Below are 15,929 nucleotides of genomic sequence, written 5' to 3' on the forward strand. Positions count from 1 at the left end.
CCAACTTCTGGATAGAGTGCTGGCAGGTGAGGCCCTCATTCAGTGGATCGAGCTGCCAACCAATGCGCGCGTTGATCGCCAGGCGCTCGAGATGACCAGCCAGCGCTTGCGGCGTTACCTGCAGTGGATGACCGGTGGCCCGGTATTGACGGTCCTGCACGCTACCCCGTCGCAGGCCCACGAGCTGCAAGGCCTGAGCGAGAGCTACCTGGCCATCACGGCTGGCTACCCTGGAGCGGGTAGCCAGCTCAGGCTGTTCGACAACCAGCTGCAGCCAGCCTGGCCGCAAACATTGGCCCTGCCGCTTGCCTTGGCGGTGCACGGACTCAGCCCGGCACAAATCGCCCAGCGGGTTGCCGAGACCAACCCGGCGCAGCCGCACGGGACTGCGCTGCTGCTGTGCGATACCCCGCCGCGACACGACGGCAGCCTTTGGCTGTTCGACCCTTGTGACAATCTGCGCAACATACGCAGCGCCATACAGCCAGGCAGCCGCCCGCACGGCCTGGTGCACCGCTGGCAGGCCGCGAACTACGCCGCGGCCGTGCCACCACTGCCAGCCCCGACCGACTTCGAACGGGACCTGCAGCTCTGCAGCCATCTGGCCCAGGCATTCAAGGAGCCAATTTGCGCATGATCAGCCACTTCGACTTTCCCCTGCCAACATCTGCGCTCGGCGTACACGACGCCGGCACAGCTCTGCTCGCCGAAATGAGTCGTGCCTTCCCCGGACTTGCCGAGCAGTTCAGTTGCGTGTTCAGCGAACATACCGATGGGCATGACCGTTCGCTGGTCGGTCTCGGCAACCAGTATCGCCTTCGTGCGACGCGCGAACCGCAGGCACTTCGTATCGACTGGCTCGACCACGACCGCGTGCTATGCCGCGATACGCTGCACATGGACGACCAGCAGTCGTTTCACGAACAGCTGTTCAAGGGCGTGGCACAATTCTGGAAGACCGTGGGCAGCAGCTCGCCAGCCCTGGCTGGCCTGCCTCGCGACGTCCCCCTGCTGGGTGGCTGGCGCTGCGCTACTCACCCCGAACGGTTGCACGAGCCACTGATCATGACCATGCCGACCCTGTTCCTGTGGGTGGAGCCTGGACGTATCAGCGGGGCGACCTTCGATGCCGGACTGTGCGCACAGATCGCACGTATCGTGGCCCACCTGGCTCCGCGCACCTACCCGGCATTGCCCGCAGTCAACCGCTACGAGTTGATCCCACCATGCAGCAACTATGTCGACAACCTGCTCGACCTGCTCGGCGAAATGGCCACAAGCGAAGCGGACAAGGTGGTGATAGGGCGTGAAGTCCGCTTGAGCATGAGCAAGCCGGTAGACCCCTTGCAGTTGCTCGGTCAAATCGCACCGCGGCCCAACCCGCACTATGAGTACCTGTTCCGCTGGGATCGCGGTCCGGCATGGATCGGCATCTCACCGGAGACCCTGATACGTACCGACGGCAGCAAGGTGGTCGTGGAGCCGCTGGCGGGAACCCGAAAAGGCTCCGACGAAGCGCTCAAGCGTGACCGCTATCGTCAGGAACTGCTGTCCGACAGCAAGGAACTGGAAGAGCACGAAACAGCTGCCCAGCTGTTTTTCGAACAACTTCGGCAGGTTTGCCGACCGGGCTCGCTCGACGTGCGCGAATCGAGGAATGTCATCGATCTGGGGTATGTACAACACCTCAAGAGCCGCATTGAAGGCGAACTGGCGAGCGGCATGAACGTGTTCGATGCTCTGGCGGCCGTCTACCCACCTGCGACCATCTGGGGCAAGCCGCTGGGCCTGAGCGGCGAACGCATCCGACGCTTCGAATACATCGATCGAGAGTTTTTCACCGGCGGCTTGGGTTACCTGACCCTGGGGAGCCGGTGCAACTTCGCTCTGGCGATCAGAACCGCCAAGGTGACCGCAGCACAGGTACACATTTTTGCCGGCAGCGGCATCGTCAAGGCCAGCGACCCGTACCGCGAATGGCTGGAGACCAGCAACAAGATGAAACCGTACCTGCAAAATGGCGCTTGGTCATATGAAGGGTGATAACGTTGCAAAAGCCTTGCACAGGATCGAGCAAGGCCCTCTACACCGGCGCCTTGGCGCCAACGTCAAACTAAATGGGCAGCAAACAACATGATCTCTATCGCTCTACCGGATGGCAGTCGCAAGGAATTCCCGGAGCCGCTCAACGTCCAGCAATTGGCAATGTCCATCGGCAGTGGCCTGGCGGCCGCGACACTCGCGGCAAAAGTCGACGGGCGCCTGGTTGACGCCTCATACATGCTGACTGGCGATACCACGGTCGAGATCGTCACAAGCAAAAGCGAGGAGGCACTGGACGTCGTCCGCCATTCCACTGCACACCTGATGGCACAAGCCGTGCAGCGCCTGTACCCAGGTACCCAGGTCACCATCGGCCCGGTGATCGACAATGGCTTCTATTACGACTTCGTGGCCGAGCGCCCTTTCAACCAGGATGATCTGCCGTTGATCGAGGCGGAGATGCACCGGATCGTCGACAGCCGCCTGGAGATAAAACGTCGGGAGCTGCCGCGCCAGCAGGCCATCGACCTGTTCAGCAGCCTGGGCGAGTCGTACAAGGTGAAGATCATCGAGGACATTCCGGGCGGCGAAACCCTTTCGGTGTACCAGCAGGGTGAGTTCACCGACCTTTGCCGCGGGCCTCACGTACCTGATACCGGCAAGCTCGGAGCATTCAAATTGATGAAGGTGGCCGGTGCCTACTGGCGCGGTGATTCCAGCAACGCAATGCTCAGCCGCATCTATGGCACCGCCTGGCTGAATGACAAGCAGCTCAAGGCTTACCTGTCGCAGCTGGAGGAAGCGGAGAAGCGCGACCACCGCAAGCTGGCCAAGCAATACGACCTGTTCCATCAACAGGAAGAGGCGCCGGGCATGGTGTTCTGGCACCCCAAGGGCTGGGCGATCTGGCAGACGGTAGAGCAATACATGCGCAAGGTGTATCGCGACAGCGGTTACCAGGAGGTGCGCTCGCCGCAGGTGGTGGACAGCTCGTTGTGGCGCCGCTCTGGGCATTGGGACAACTACAAGGAGAACATGTTCGTCACCGAATCGGAAAACCGCCAATACGCCCTCAAGCCCATGAACTGCCCAGGGCATATCCAGATCTTCAAGTTCGGCCTGCGCAGCCACCGCGAGCTGCCGATTCGCTATGGCGAGTTCGGCGGTTGCCACCGCAATGAGCCCTCTGGGGCCCTGCATGGCATCATGCGGGTGCGCGCCTTTACCCAGGACGACGGGCATATCTTCTGTACCGAGCAACAGATCGAATCGGAAATTCGCACCTTCCACCACCAGGCTCAGAAGGTCTACCGGGCATTCGGCTTCGAGGACGTGGCGGTGAAGATCGCCCTGCGTCCCGAACCCGGGAAGCGCCTGGGCAGCGACGAGGTCTGGGACAAAGCCGAAAACCAGCTGCGTTCGGCGTTGTCCGCCTGTGGCGTGACCTGGGAAGAGCTGCCAGGGGAAGGGGCCTTCTACAGCCCCAAGATCGAATACCACTTGCGCGATGCCATCGGCCGCGAATGGCAGGTCGGCACCATCCAGGTCGACTATCACATGCCCGACCGCCTGGGTGCCGAGTATGTCGACGAACATTCGCAGCGCCGTCGCCCGGTGATGCTGCACCGGGCAATTGTCGGCTCGCTCGAGCGCTTCATTGGCATCCTCATCGAACACCATGCTGGCGTCTTTCCCACCTGGCTGGCACCGGTTCAGGCCATGCTGCTGACCGTGACGGATGCACAGAACGGTTACGCCGAGCAGGTCCGCCACCAATTGCGCGAGCGCGGCCTGCGGGTCGAGGCTGACCTGCGCAACGAGAAGATCGGCTACAAGATCCGCGAAAGCACGCTGCAACGTGTGCCCTACCTGCTGGTAATCGGTGACCGTGAGAAAGACAGCGGCACGCTCGCCGTGCGCAGCCGTGCCGGCGACGACCTCGGTACGCTCAGCGTTGACGACTTCGCCGAACTGCTGGCCAGGGAAGCCCTGGTGGATTGACCCTGCCGCCACGGGCTCGAGAGGTATTGAGCCCGTGGCCAACCCAGGCATGACCTGCCTGGAATGAATGCTGAACACGGGAGGTCGCAATGCCCAAAGTCCGAACCCGATAACGCATCAAGTCCGCCTCACCCCTCTCGCACCCTGCCTCGCAGCCATTCGCATGCGCGGCCTGGCCGTGCCTGTTTCAGAACGACAACCAGGATGTCAGACATGAGCACCATTGCCTTTTCGCGCTTGCCCAATCTCGACTCTGCAGCCACGCCCGTGGAGTCCGTCATCCAGACACTACCCAGCGCCTACACGCTGAGAGCCGCACTGCCAGTGGACGGGCAGTTGGCACAGCAGGTCCACTGGCAGCGCCAGCAAATCCGGGAGATTGTCCACGGTAACGATTCGCGCTTGCTGGTGATCGCAGGCCCTTGTTCGCTGCATCACGGCCCGGCTGCGGTTGAGTATGGCGGCAGGCTGGCTGAACTCGCAGACGAGCTGCAAGACCGACTGCTGATTGTCATGCGCGCCTACGTAGAAAAACCCCGCACCACCGTAGGCTGGAAGGGCCTGATGTACGACCCGGATCTCAACGGCAGCGACGACATGCAGGCTGGCCTGGAGCTCTCCAGGTCGCTGATGCTCGAACTGGTCGGGCTTGGCCTGCCGCTGGCCAACGAGATGCTGCAACCCATGGCCGCCCATTACTTCAGCGACCTGCTCAGCTGGGTCGCCATAGGCGCCAGGACCAGCGAATCGCAGATCCACCGTGAGCTGGTCAGCAGCCTTGATGTCCCCGTCGGGTTCAAGAATGGCACCGATGGCAGCCTGGGCGTGGCCTGCGATGCCATTTGCAGCGCTGCCCACCCGCACCGCTACTTTGGCATCGATCTGCGTGGCCGCCCGGCACTGATCAGTAGTGCCGGCAACATGGACGGCCACCTGGTGTTGCGGGGCGGGCGCAACGGCGCCAATCACCATGCGGAAGCAGTCGCGCAGGCGCGAGCCCAACTGCTGGCAGCAGGCGTCGCCCCGCGCCTGCTGGTTGACTGCAGCCACGCCAACAGCGGCAAGGACCATAGCCGCCAACCGCAAGTCCTGGAAGAGGTACTGGCACAGCGACGTGCGGGCAATCGCGATCTTTTCGGCATCATGCTGGAGAGCAATCTGAACCCGGGCCGACAGGACCTGTCGACGCAGCTGCGCTATGGCGTTTCCATCACCGACGGCTGCCTCGGCTGGGACGAGACCGCCACGCTGTTGCGCCGCGCCGCTGATCTGGCCTGACAGTGCCACTGCGCAGCCCTGCGCTGCCAGTGGTTTGCCAGCATTCGCCAAAGGCACCCACGGTGGTGCCTTTTTTCATCAGCAGAAACGCCTTACATGCTGCCAATTCATCAGGTTAGAATCGATTGGCACGCGACTTGCGAGTCAAGTCATCTTCCCGCGCCACACCCCGGAGTACCTGCCTTTGGATGCCAGCACCATCAACAGCCTGTTTCTGATCGGCGCATTGCTGGTGGGCGCAAGTATCCTGGTCAGCTCGCTGTCGTCGCGCCTGGGCATCCCTATCCTGGTCATCATCCTTGCGGTCGGCATGATCGCCGGCGTCGATGGTGGCGGCATCATCTTCAACAACTACCCGACCGCCTACCTGGTGGGCAACCTGGCACTGGCCGTGATCCTGCTGGACGGCGGCCTGCGCACACGGGTTGCGAGCTTCCGCGTGGCCCTGTGGCCGGCGCTGTCGCTGGCCACCGTCGGCGTGATGATCACCACCGCCCTCACCGGTATGGTCGCCGCTTGGCTGTTCGACCTGAGCCTGATCCAAGGCCTGCTGATCGGCGCCATCGTCGGCTCCACCGATGCTGCGGCGGTGTTCTCGCTGCTCGGCGGCAAAGGCCTGAACGAGCGGGTGACCGCCACCCTGGAAATCGAATCGGGCAGCAACGACCCGATGGCCGTGTTCCTCACCGTCACCCTCATCGACATGATCGCCAGCGGCCAGACCGGCCTGCACTGGAGCCTGCTCACCCACCTGCTGCGCGAGTTCGGCATCGGCGGGCTGCTGGGCCTGGGCGGTGGCTGGCTGATGCTGCAGCTGGTCAACCGCATCAACCTGGCGGGCGGCCTGTACCCGATCCTGGTCATCGCTGGCGGCCTGGTGGTGTTCTCGCTGACCAACGCCCTGCACGGCAGTGGCTTCCTTGCCGTCTACCTGTGCGGCCTGGTGCTGGGCAACAAGCCGATCCGCAGCCGCCACGGCATCTTGCACATGCTTGACGGCATGGCCTGGCTGGCCCAGATCGGCATGTTCCTGGTGCTGGGCTTGCTGGTCACGCCGCACGATTTGCTGCCCATCGCCCTGCCTGCGCTGGGCCTGGCGTTGTGGATGATCCTGGTGGCGCGACCGCTGTCGGTGGTCGCCAGCCTGCTGCCGTTCAAGGCCTTCCATGGCCGTGAAAAGGGCTTCATTTCCTGGGTTGGCCTGCGCGGTGCGGTACCGATCATCCTGGCGGTATTCCCGTTGATGGCCGGCCTGCCGGACGCCCAGTTGTTCTTCAACCTGGCGTTCTTCATCGTGCTGGTGTCGCTGCTGGTGCAAGGCACCAGCCTGCCGTGGATGGCCAAGCTGCTGAAAGTGACCGTACCGCCCGACCCGGCGCCGATCTCCCGTTCTGCCCTGGAAGTCCACCTGACCAGCGAGTGGGAGCTGTTCGTCTACCGCCTGGGTGCGGAAAAATGGTGCATCGGCGCCGCCCTGCGCGAGCTGAAAATGCCCGAAGGCACGCGCATCGCGGCACTGTTCCGGGGCGAGCAATTGCTGCACCCGTCGGGCAGCACCGTGCTGGAAGTCGGCGACATGCTTTGCGTGATCGGCCACGAGCACAACCTGCCAGCCCTGGGCAAACTGTTCAGCCAGGCGCCGCAACGCGGCCTGGACCTGCGCTTCTTCGGCGACTTCGTACTCGAAGGCGATGCCGAACTGGGTGCGGTGGCAGCGCTGTATGGCCTGAAACTCGATGGCCTGGATGCAAAAATGCCGTTGGCGCAGTTCATCCGACAGAAGGTCGGAGGCGCTCCAGTAGTAGGTGACCAGGTCGAATGGCATGGCACAATTTGGACCGTGGCCACCATGGACGGGAACAAGATTCAGAAAGTAGGCGTCAGATTCCCCGAAGGAACGCGACCCGGACCAGGATTGTTCCTCTAAACTTCGATTGCCTGATTCACAAGTAGCCTGCCTATGTCCCTGCGCGCGTATCTCCGCACAGCCCTGCTCGGGCTGTGCCTGTCTCTTTCTTTTGCAGCCACTGCGGCAGAAGCCCCGACCACCGCCAGTATCCAGAACAGCCTCGACAAGATCGCCGAGCGCAAGCTGCCCGAAGCCGAGCAGAAGGCCCTGCAGCAGGTACTGGAGCAAACCCTCAGCCTGCTCGCCAGCAAGGAAGACAACGAGAAGAAGCTCGCCGCGCTCAAGCAGCAGCTGGCCGGGGCTCCGAAGGAAACCAGCGACAGCCAGCGCGAACTGGCCAAGCTCCAGGAAAGCAAGCCACAGCCGGTGGCCCAGCGCTACGCCAGCCTCAGCGTGCCGCAACTGGAACAGATGCTCAGCGAACGCAGCACCCAGCAGGGCGAGCTGCAGAAGGCGCTGTCCGAAGCCAACAGCCTGATCATCAATTCGCAAACCCGCCCGGAACGTGCCCAGGCGGAAATCAGCAATGCCCAGGCGCGCACCCAGCAGATCAACAGCATCCTCAAGACCGGCAAGGATGCCGGCAAACCGATCAACGCCGACCAGCGCAACCAGCTGAATGCCGAACTGGCCTCGCTCAACGCCCTGACCCTGCTACGCCGCCAGGAGCTGGCCGGCAACAGCCTGCTGCAGGACCTCGGCAATGCCCGCCACGACTTGCTGATCGAACGCGCGGCGCGCCTGGAGCAGGAAATCCAGGACCTGCAGACCCTGATCAACGACAAGCGTCTGGCCCAGTCCCAGGAGGCCGTCACCCAGCAATCGATCGAGGCCCAGAAGGCCGGTGGCAGCAGCCTGCTGGCCACCGAAAGCGCGGTCAACCTCAAGCTTTCCGACTACCTGCTCAAAAGCACCGACCGGCTCAACGAACTGACCCAGCAGAACCTGCGCACCAAGCAACAGCTCGACAGCCTGACCCAGGCTGACCAGGCGCTGGACGAACAGATCAACGTGCTCAAAGGCAGCCTGCTGCTGTCGAAGATCCTCTACAAGCAGAAGCAGACCCTGCCGCACCTGAAACTGGACCGCGACCTGGCCGACCAGATCGCCGACACCCGCCTGTACCAGTTCGAGGTCAACCAGCAACGCGAGCAGATGAGTAGCCCGGTCACCTACGTCGACAAGCTGCTGGCGGCACAACCCCAGGAAGAGGTGACGCCGCAGCTGCGCAAGGCCCTGCTGGAAGTAGCCATCACCCGCAGCGACCTGCTGGAACGGCTGAACCGCGAACTGTCGGCACTGCTCAACGAATCGATCACCCTGCAGCTCAACCAGAAGCAATTGCTGGGCACCGCCCAGAGCCTGCGTACCACCCTCGACGAGCAGATGTTCTGGATCCCCAGCAACAAGCCGCTGGACTGGGACTGGCTGCGTTACGTGCCGGAGCGCCTGGCCGATCAGGTCGCCAACCTGCCGTGGGGCTCGGGCCTGAACGAGCTGGCCGACGGCCTCAGCCAGCGGCCGTTGCTGTTCCTGCCGCTACTGCTGGTGATCGGCGCCCTGCTGTGGCGACGCAAGTACCTGTACCAACGGCTGGGCAAGGTGCACCAGGACATCGGCCATTTCCGCCGCGACAGCCAGTGGCATACACCGCAGGCAATCCTTATCAACATCCTGCTGGCGATGCCGGTCAGCCTGGGCCTGGCCCTGTGCAGCTATGCCCTGCAGATCGACGCCCGGGGACAGAACGCCAACCTCGGCGCCGCCCTCTGGCAGCTGGCCCAGGCCTGGCTGGTGTTCTATACCGCCTACCGCATCCTTGCCCCCGGCGGCGTGGCGGAAATCCACTTCCGCTGGCACAAGCCGCAAGTCGAGTTCCTGCGCGGCTGGGTACGCCGCCTCGGCACCGTGGTGCTGGCGCTGGTCGGGGTAGTGGCTGTGGCCGAGCATCAGCCATCGGCCCTGGCCGACGACGTGCTGGGCATCGGCGTTGTGCTGGCCTGCTATGCCTTGATGGCCTGGCTGCTCAGCCGCCTGCTGCTCAGCAGCCCGGCACACCGCGACACCTCGCTGTTCCGCAAGGCCGTGGGCGTAGCCTTCACCGCACTGCCCATCGCCCTGTTCGTGGCGGTGTGCTTCGGCTATTACTACACCGCGCTGAAGCTCACCGACCGGCTGATCTACACCCTCTACCTGCTGCTGTTCTGGCTGGTGATCGAGGCCGCGTTCGTGCGCGGCCTGTCGGTGGCGGCACGGCGCCTGGCCTACCAACGCGCGCTGAGCAAGCGGGCGGCAGCCAAGGAGGGGCTGGATGGCGAAGTCATCACCGAAGAGCCGACCCTGGACATCGAACAGGTCAACCAACAATCGCTGCGCCTGATTCGCCTGGCCCTGCTCGGCGGCTTCATCGCCGGCCTGTACTGGGTGTGGTCGGACCTTATCTCGGTATTCGCCTACCTCAACAACTTCGTCCTCTACGAATACACCAGCGGCACTGGCGCCGCCGCCAGCATGGTGCCGATCAGCCTCGGCGACCTGCTCGGAGCCCTGGTCATCGTCGGTATCACCTTTGCCCTGGCCGGCAACTTGCCGGGCCTGCTGGAAGTGCTGGTACTGTCGCGCCTGAACCTGGCGCAGGGCAGCGCCTACGCCACCACCACGCTGTTGTCGTACACCATCGTCGGCGTCGGCATCGTCAGCACCCTGTCGACCCTGGGGGTCAGCTGGGACAAGCTACAGTGGCTGGTGGCCGCGTTGTCGGTGGGCCTGGGCTTCGGCATGCAGGAAATCTTCGCCAACTTCATTTCCGGCATCATGATCCTGTTCGAACGCCCGGTGCGCATCGGCGACACCATCACCATCGGCAACCTGTCGGGCACGGTGAGCAAGATCCGCATCCGCGCCACCACCATCACCGATTTCGACCGCAAGGACATCATCGTCCCCAACAAGACCTTCATCACCGGCCAGCTGATCAACTGGTCGCTGACCGACACGGTCACCCGGGTGACACTGAAGCTGGGCATCGACTACGGCTCCGACCTGGACCTGGTACGCGACCTGCTGCTCAAGGGTGCCCATGAGAACCCACGGGTGCTCAAGGACCCGGAGCCGATCGTGTATTTCCTCAACTTCGGCGAAAGCTCGCTGGACCATGAACTGCGCATGCACGTACGCGACCTGGGCGACCGCAACCCGACCCTGGATGAGATCAACCGCTACATCAACCGTGAGTTCAAGGCGCACAACATCAAGATCTCGGTACGCCAGGTAGAGGTATTCCTGATGGACCCGAAAGGCGGCAAGCAACAGCTGGTTCCGGTGGAACAGCCGAAATCGGATGGCACTGCTTCGGCCTGAGAACGCTCCAATGCTTTATTCTGGGCAAACCCCCGCGAGGCCTTTGCCCTCGTTCGCGGGCAAGCTCGCGAAGGGCCGTAGCGCGGCCCCGGACACTCAACCCCAGGAGCCGGCCCGTGAAAGCCCTCGACCAACTCACCTTCGACAATCGCTTCGCCCGCCTGGGCGACGCGTTCTCCACCCAGGTACTGCCCGAGCCCATTGCAGACCCACGCCTGGTGGTTGCAAGCGAGTCGGCCATGGCCCTGCTCGACCTCGACCCGGCCCAGGCCGAACTGCCACTGTTCGCCGAGCTGTTCAGCGGCCACAAGCTGTGGGACCAGGCCGACCCACGGGCGATGGTCTATTCCGGCCACCAGTTCGGCTCGTACAACCCACGGCTGGGTGACGGTCGTGGCCTGCTGCTGGCCGAAGTATTGAATGACGCCGGCGAGCATTGGGACCTGCACCTCAAGGGCGCCGGCCAGACCCCTTACTCACGCATGGGCGACGGCCGCGCCGTGCTGCGTTCGTCGATCCGCGAGTTCCTTGCCTCGGAAGCCCTGCATGCCCTGGGCATCGCCACCAGCCGAGCGCTGTGCGTCATCGGCTCCAGCACCCCGGTATGGCGTGAAACCCGTGAAAGCGCAGCCATGCTCACCCGCCTGGCGCCGAGCCATGTGCGTTTCGGCCATTTCGAATACTTCTACTACACCAAACAGCCCGAGCAACAGCGCGTACTGATCGACCATGTGCTGGAACAGCACTACCCCGAATGCCGTGACGCCGAGCAGCCCTACCTGGCCATGTTCCGCAGCATCGTCGAGCGCAACGCCGAGCTGATTGCCCGCTGGCAGGCCTACGGCTTCTGCCACGGCGTGATGAACACTGACAACATGTCGATTCTCGGCATCACCTTCGATTTCGGTCCCTATGCCTTCCTGGATGATTTCGACGCCAACTTCATCTGCAACCACTCCGACGACCGTGGCCGCTACAGCTACGCCAACCAGGTGCCGATTGCGCACTGGAACCTCAGTGCCCTGGCTCAGGCGTTGACCACAGTGATCGAAGTGGAACCGCTGAAAGAGGCGCTGGGGCTGTTCCTGCCGCTTTATCAGGCCCATTACCTCGACCTGATGCGCCGCCGTCTGGGCCTGACCACTGCCGAGAACGACGACATGGCGTTGGTCGAGCGCCTGTTGCAGCGCATGCAAAGCGGTGGCGTGGACTACAACCTGTTCTTCCGCAAGCTGGGTGACAAGCCGCTAGCCGAAGCGCTGAAGGTGGTGCGCGACGACTTCATCGACCTGGCCGGTTTCGATACCTGGGCGGCCGACTACCTGGCCCGCTGCGAGCGCGAAGCCGGCAATGCCGAAGGGCGTCGGGCACGGATGCATGCGGTCAACCCGCTCTACGTGCTGCGCAACTATCTGGCGCAGAAAGCCATCGAAGCGGCGCAAGCGGGAGACTACAGTGAAGTACGACGGTTGCATCAGGTGCTGAGCAAGCCTTTTGAAGAGCAAGCCGGGATGCAGGCCTACGCCGAACGGCCGCCGGAGTGGGGCAAGCACCTGGAAATCAGCTGTTCATCATGAATCCTGGGGCCGCTTTGCGGCCCATCGCGACACAAGGCCGCTCCTACAGGAATACGCGTATCCTTGCTGGGGTGGCCTTGTGCCGCGGTGGGCTGCAAAGCAGCTCCGAAATCTCAAGGAAATGACATGTCCGAGCCCCTGGTAATCCCCTGCCCCCACTGTAATGGCCTCAACCGCGTGCCCGCCGAGCGTCTGGGCGACGCCCCGAAATGCGGCCGCTGCAAACAGGATGTACTGCTCAGCGCCCCCTTCGAGGTTACCGAAGCAACCTACGCCAGCCAGATCAAGGGCGACTTGCCGCTGCTGGTCGACGTCTGGGCCGACTGGTGCGGCCCGTGCAAGGCGTTTGCTCCCACATTCGAACAAGCCGCCCGCCAACTGGCCGGCCGCTGCCGCCTGGCCAAACTCGACAGCGAAGCCAACCGCACCCTGTCCGGGCAATTGGGTATCCGTTCGATCCCCAGCCTGCTGCTGTTCAGAAACGGCCGCGAAATCAGCCGCCAGGCCGGGGCGTTCCCACTCCAGTCATTGCTGGAGTGGTTGCGCAGCCAAGGGGTTTAAGCGTTCTCTTCAAGCAGCGAATGCAACTCGACAAACTGCTGCGTCAGCTTGTGCCTGGGCTCCAGGTGAATCAGCGGCAGGCTGGCGTGGTGCGATTCACGCATCTTCACCGAGCTGCCCAGGTACACCGGCAGCACCGGCAGGCCCTCTTCCAGCAGCTCATCGAGCATCTGCTGCGGCAGGCTGGCACGGGACTGGAACTGGTTGACCACGATGCCTTCGACCACCAGGTCTTCGTTGTGGTCGTCTTTGAGCTCTTCGATCTCGGCCAGCAGGCCATATAGGGCCTGGCGCGAGAAGCTGTCGCAGTCGAAGGGGATCAACACTCGATCGGCGGCGATCAGTGCGGAAACCGCATAGAAGTTCAGAGCTGGCGGGGTGTCGATATAGATCCGCTCGTAGTCCTCGTCCAGTTCGTCGAGCAGCTTACGCAGCTTGTTGATCTTGTGCTTGGCCTCCAGCTTCGGCTGCAGGTCGGCTAGCTCGGCGGTGGCGGTGACCACGTGCAGGTTGTCAAAGGGAGTTTCGTAGATATCGACCTTGTTCTTCTTGCTGAACGGCCCGCTGGACAGGCTCTGCTTGAAGAAATCGGCGATGCCCATGGGAATGTCCTCGCCGGTGAGCCCGGTGAGGTACTGGGTCGAGTTGGCCTGGGCATCCAGGTCGATCAGCAGGGTCCGGTAGCCTTCATTGGCACTGACCGCCGCCAGGTTGCAGGCGATGCTCGACTTGCCCACGCCACCTTTCTGATTGAACACCACGCGCCGCATGATTGACCTCCGTGTTTCAACGAATGCCCGAGTATGTGGCGGCGCTGCGGCAATGGCCAGTGCCATTTGCCGTTCACCCCTGCAGGTCGTCAGTCATAGGACTGCCCGGTGACCAACTCGGCAAAAGCCCTGGCCATTGCCGACCTGCCGCGCTCGCGCTGTACCAGCCACACCGCCGTCATCGCCCCGTCATCAAGCAAGGTGCGGTAGACCACGCCTTCGATGCGCATGCGCTGGAAGGAGGCCGGCAGTACCGAGACCCCCAACCCCGCCGACACCAGGCCAATGATGGTCATCGCTTCCCCCGCTTCCTGGGCAAAATGCGGGCTGAAGCCCGCCTGCCGCGCCAGGCTCAACAGCTGCGCATGCAGGCCGCTGCCATAACTGCGCGGGAAGAACACGAACGGCTCATGGGCCAGCGCCGCCATGTACACGCCATGCTCGGTACCTTCGGCCAGCGGGTGCGACGCGTTGATTACCGCTACCAGCGGCTCGCTGAACAGCTCTGTGGCGACCAGGCCTTCCGGCAGCGGCATCGGCCGCATCAGCCCTACCTCGATGGATTCATCGAACACTCCCTCGGCGACATCGCGGCTGCTCATTTCCCTGAGGCTCAGGTGCACCGCCGGGAAGCGCTGGCGAAACGCATGGATGGCCTTGGGGATCTTCGAGGTGAACGGGGCCGAGGACGTGAAGCCGATCTTCATTTCGCCCAGCTCGCCCAACTGCGCACGTCGGGCCACATCGGCGGCTTTTTCCACTTGCGCCAGCACCTGGCGGGCTTCGTCGAGGAACAACCGCCCCGCCTCGCTCAGCTCGACCCGCCGGTTGGTGCGCTCGAACAGCCGTGCGCCCAGTTCCTGCTCCAGCGCCTGGATCTGCTGGCTCAAGGGCGGCTGCGAGATGCCCAGTTGCTGGGCGGCACGGCCAAAGTGCAATTCCTCGGCCACAGCAATGAAGTACCGCAGGTGGCGCAGTTCCATGGTCGGCTCCGAACAAGTCGCTAAACATCTTAAATAGGTCGAACAATATATTGGAACTAATCATTAGCCAGCTATATGCTTTTTTCATTGCGTCAGAGGTCCCCGCCCGTGAAAACTGCCGTAGCGCCCCTTCCTGCCGAGCCGGAACCCGCCCCCTTGAACGAAATGTGGATCGAAAAGGGCACGCCTGCCTTCCTGAAGACCGTGCTGGCGCTGTTCAGCGGCGGCTTCGCCACCTTCGCCCTGCTGTATTGCGTACAGCCGATGATGCCGCTGCTGTCCAAGGAATTTGCCATCAACGCGGCGCAAAGCAGCCTGGTGTTGTCGGTATCGACGGCGATGCTGGCGTTCGGCCTGTTGATCACCGGGCCCATTTCCGACCGCATCGGCCGCAAGCCGGTGATGGTATTTGCTCTGGCTTGTGCTGCCCTGGCCACCTTGGCCAGCGCGGTGATGCCGAGCTGGGAGCTGGTCCTGGCCAGCCGCGCCCTGGTCGGCCTGTCGCTGAGCGGCCTGGCGGCAGTGGCGATGACCTACCTGAGCGAAGAGATCCACCCGCAGCACATCGGCCTGGCCATGGGCCTGTACATTGGCGGCAATGCCATTGGCGGCATGAGCGGGCGCTTGATCACGGGTGTACTGATCGATTTCGTCAGTTGGCACACTGCGATGCTGACCATCGGTGGCCTGGCCCTGGCGGCCGCGCTGGTGTTCTGGAAAGTGCTGCCCGAATCGCGCAACTTCCGCCCACAGGCAATGAACCCGCGTAGCCTGCTGGACGGCTTTGTCATGCACTTCAAGGATGCCGGCCTGCCCTGGCTGTTCCTTGAAGCCTTCCTGCTGATGGGCGCCTTCGTCACCCTGTTCAACTACATCGGCTATCGCCTGCTGGCCGAGCCCTACCATATGAACCAGGCACTGGTCGGCTTGCTGTCGGTGGTGTACCTGTCGGGTATCTACAGCTCGGCGCAGGTCGGCGCCCTGGCCGACAAGCTGGGCCGGCGCAAGGTGTTCTGGGCCAGTATCGTGGTGATGGCGAGTGGCTTGCTGATGACCTTGGCCAGCCCGCTGGTGATGGTGATCGTGGGTATGTTGGTGTTCACCTTCGGCTTCTTCGGTGCGCATTCGGTGGCCAGCAGCTGGATCGGTCGCCGGGCGTTGAAAGCCAAGGGGCAGGCTTCGTCGCTGTACCTGTTCAGCTATTACGCCGGGTCGAGCGTGGCCGGTACGGCGGGCGGGGTGTTCTGGCACCAGTGGGGCTGGAATGGCATCGGGCTGTTCATCGGCAGCCTGCTTGCGGTGGCATTGTTGGTGGCGCTGCACCTGAGCAAGCTGCCACCTAAGTCGATCTGAACCTTGGGGGCCGCTTTGCGGCCCATCGCGACACAAGGCCGCTCCTACAGCGGAACGCGATTCCCGTGTAGGAGCGGCCTTGTGTCGCGATGGG

11 protein-coding genes are annotated in these 15,929 nt (G+C 63.2%); 9 read left to right on the top strand and 2 right to left on the bottom strand.

Annotated elements, in window-relative coordinates; genetic code table 11:
* Positions 1–91 precede the first annotated feature (91 nt).
* From HU763_RS22835 to trxC, 8 genes are all read left to right on the top strand, one after another.
* Entirely contained in the window at positions 92–637 is a 546-nt protein-coding gene (locus HU763_RS22835; RefSeq protein WP_186684268.1) for a hypothetical protein, read from the top strand.
* On the top strand, positions 634–2,043 hold the full coding sequence (locus tag HU763_RS22840; RefSeq protein WP_186684266.1) for a chorismate-binding protein: 1,410 nt from the start codon (positions 634–636) through the stop codon (positions 2,041–2,043). Before HU763_RS22835 ends, HU763_RS22840 begins: the two co-directional genes overlap by 4 nt.
* Positions 2,044–2,133: 90 nt before the next feature.
* Positions 2,134–4,044 (top strand): threonine--tRNA ligase, encoded by a 1,911-nt coding sequence (gene thrS, locus HU763_RS22845; protein ID WP_186684264.1) that lies wholly within the window; start codon positions 2,134–2,136, stop codon positions 4,042–4,044.
* A gap of 213 nt (positions 4,045–4,257) precedes the next feature.
* A complete protein-coding gene (locus tag HU763_RS22850) occupies positions 4,258–5,322 on the top strand; it encodes a 3-deoxy-7-phosphoheptulonate synthase (protein WP_186684262.1) in 1,065 nt (354 codons plus the stop codon).
* A gap of 184 nt (positions 5,323–5,506) precedes the next feature.
* On the top strand, positions 5,507–7,249 hold the full coding sequence (locus tag HU763_RS22855; protein WP_170034328.1) for a potassium/proton antiporter: 1,743 nt from the start codon (positions 5,507–5,509) through the stop codon (positions 7,247–7,249).
* A 33-nt stretch (positions 7,250–7,282) separates the two neighbouring features.
* Positions 7,283–10,591 carry a mechanosensitive channel MscK gene (gene mscK, locus HU763_RS22860; protein WP_186684260.1) on the top strand — a complete coding sequence of 1,103 codons (3,309 nt, stop codon included), beginning with the start codon at positions 7,283–7,285 and terminating at the stop codon, positions 10,589–10,591.
* A gap of 116 nt (positions 10,592–10,707) precedes the next feature.
* Complete coding sequence (selO, locus tag HU763_RS22865; RefSeq protein WP_186684258.1) at positions 10,708–12,168, top strand: protein adenylyltransferase SelO; 1,461 nt, start codon at positions 10,708–10,710, stop codon at positions 12,166–12,168.
* A 126-nt stretch (positions 12,169–12,294) separates the two neighbouring features.
* A complete protein-coding gene (gene trxC / locus HU763_RS22870) occupies positions 12,295–12,729 on the top strand; it encodes a thioredoxin TrxC (RefSeq protein WP_186684256.1) in 435 nt (144 codons plus the stop codon).
* On the opposite strand, the gene HU763_RS22875 is transcribed toward trxC, so the two are convergent.
* Positions 12,726–13,499 (bottom strand): ParA family protein, encoded by a 774-nt coding sequence (locus HU763_RS22875; RefSeq protein WP_186684254.1) that lies wholly within the window; start codon positions 13,497–13,499, stop codon positions 12,726–12,728. The two genes, trxC and HU763_RS22875, sit on opposite strands and share 4 nt — an antisense overlap.
* Before the next feature lie 89 nt (positions 13,500–13,588).
* Positions 13,589–14,482, bottom strand: coding sequence for a LysR family transcriptional regulator (locus tag HU763_RS22880; RefSeq protein WP_186684252.1), 894 nt, complete (start codon positions 14,480–14,482; stop codon positions 13,589–13,591).
* A gap of 165 nt (positions 14,483–14,647) precedes the next feature.
* On the opposite strand from HU763_RS22880, the gene HU763_RS22885 reads away from it, so the two are divergent.
* Positions 14,648–15,835 carry an MFS transporter gene (locus HU763_RS22885; protein ID WP_225931989.1) on the top strand — a complete coding sequence of 396 codons (1,188 nt, stop codon included), beginning with the start codon at positions 14,648–14,650 and terminating at the stop codon, positions 15,833–15,835.
* Positions 15,836–15,929: the final 94 nt, after the last annotated feature.

Source organism: Pseudomonas anuradhapurensis, from assembly GCF_014269225.2.
GTDB lineage: Bacteria > Pseudomonadota > Gammaproteobacteria > Pseudomonadales > Pseudomonadaceae > Aquipseudomonas > Aquipseudomonas anuradhapurensis.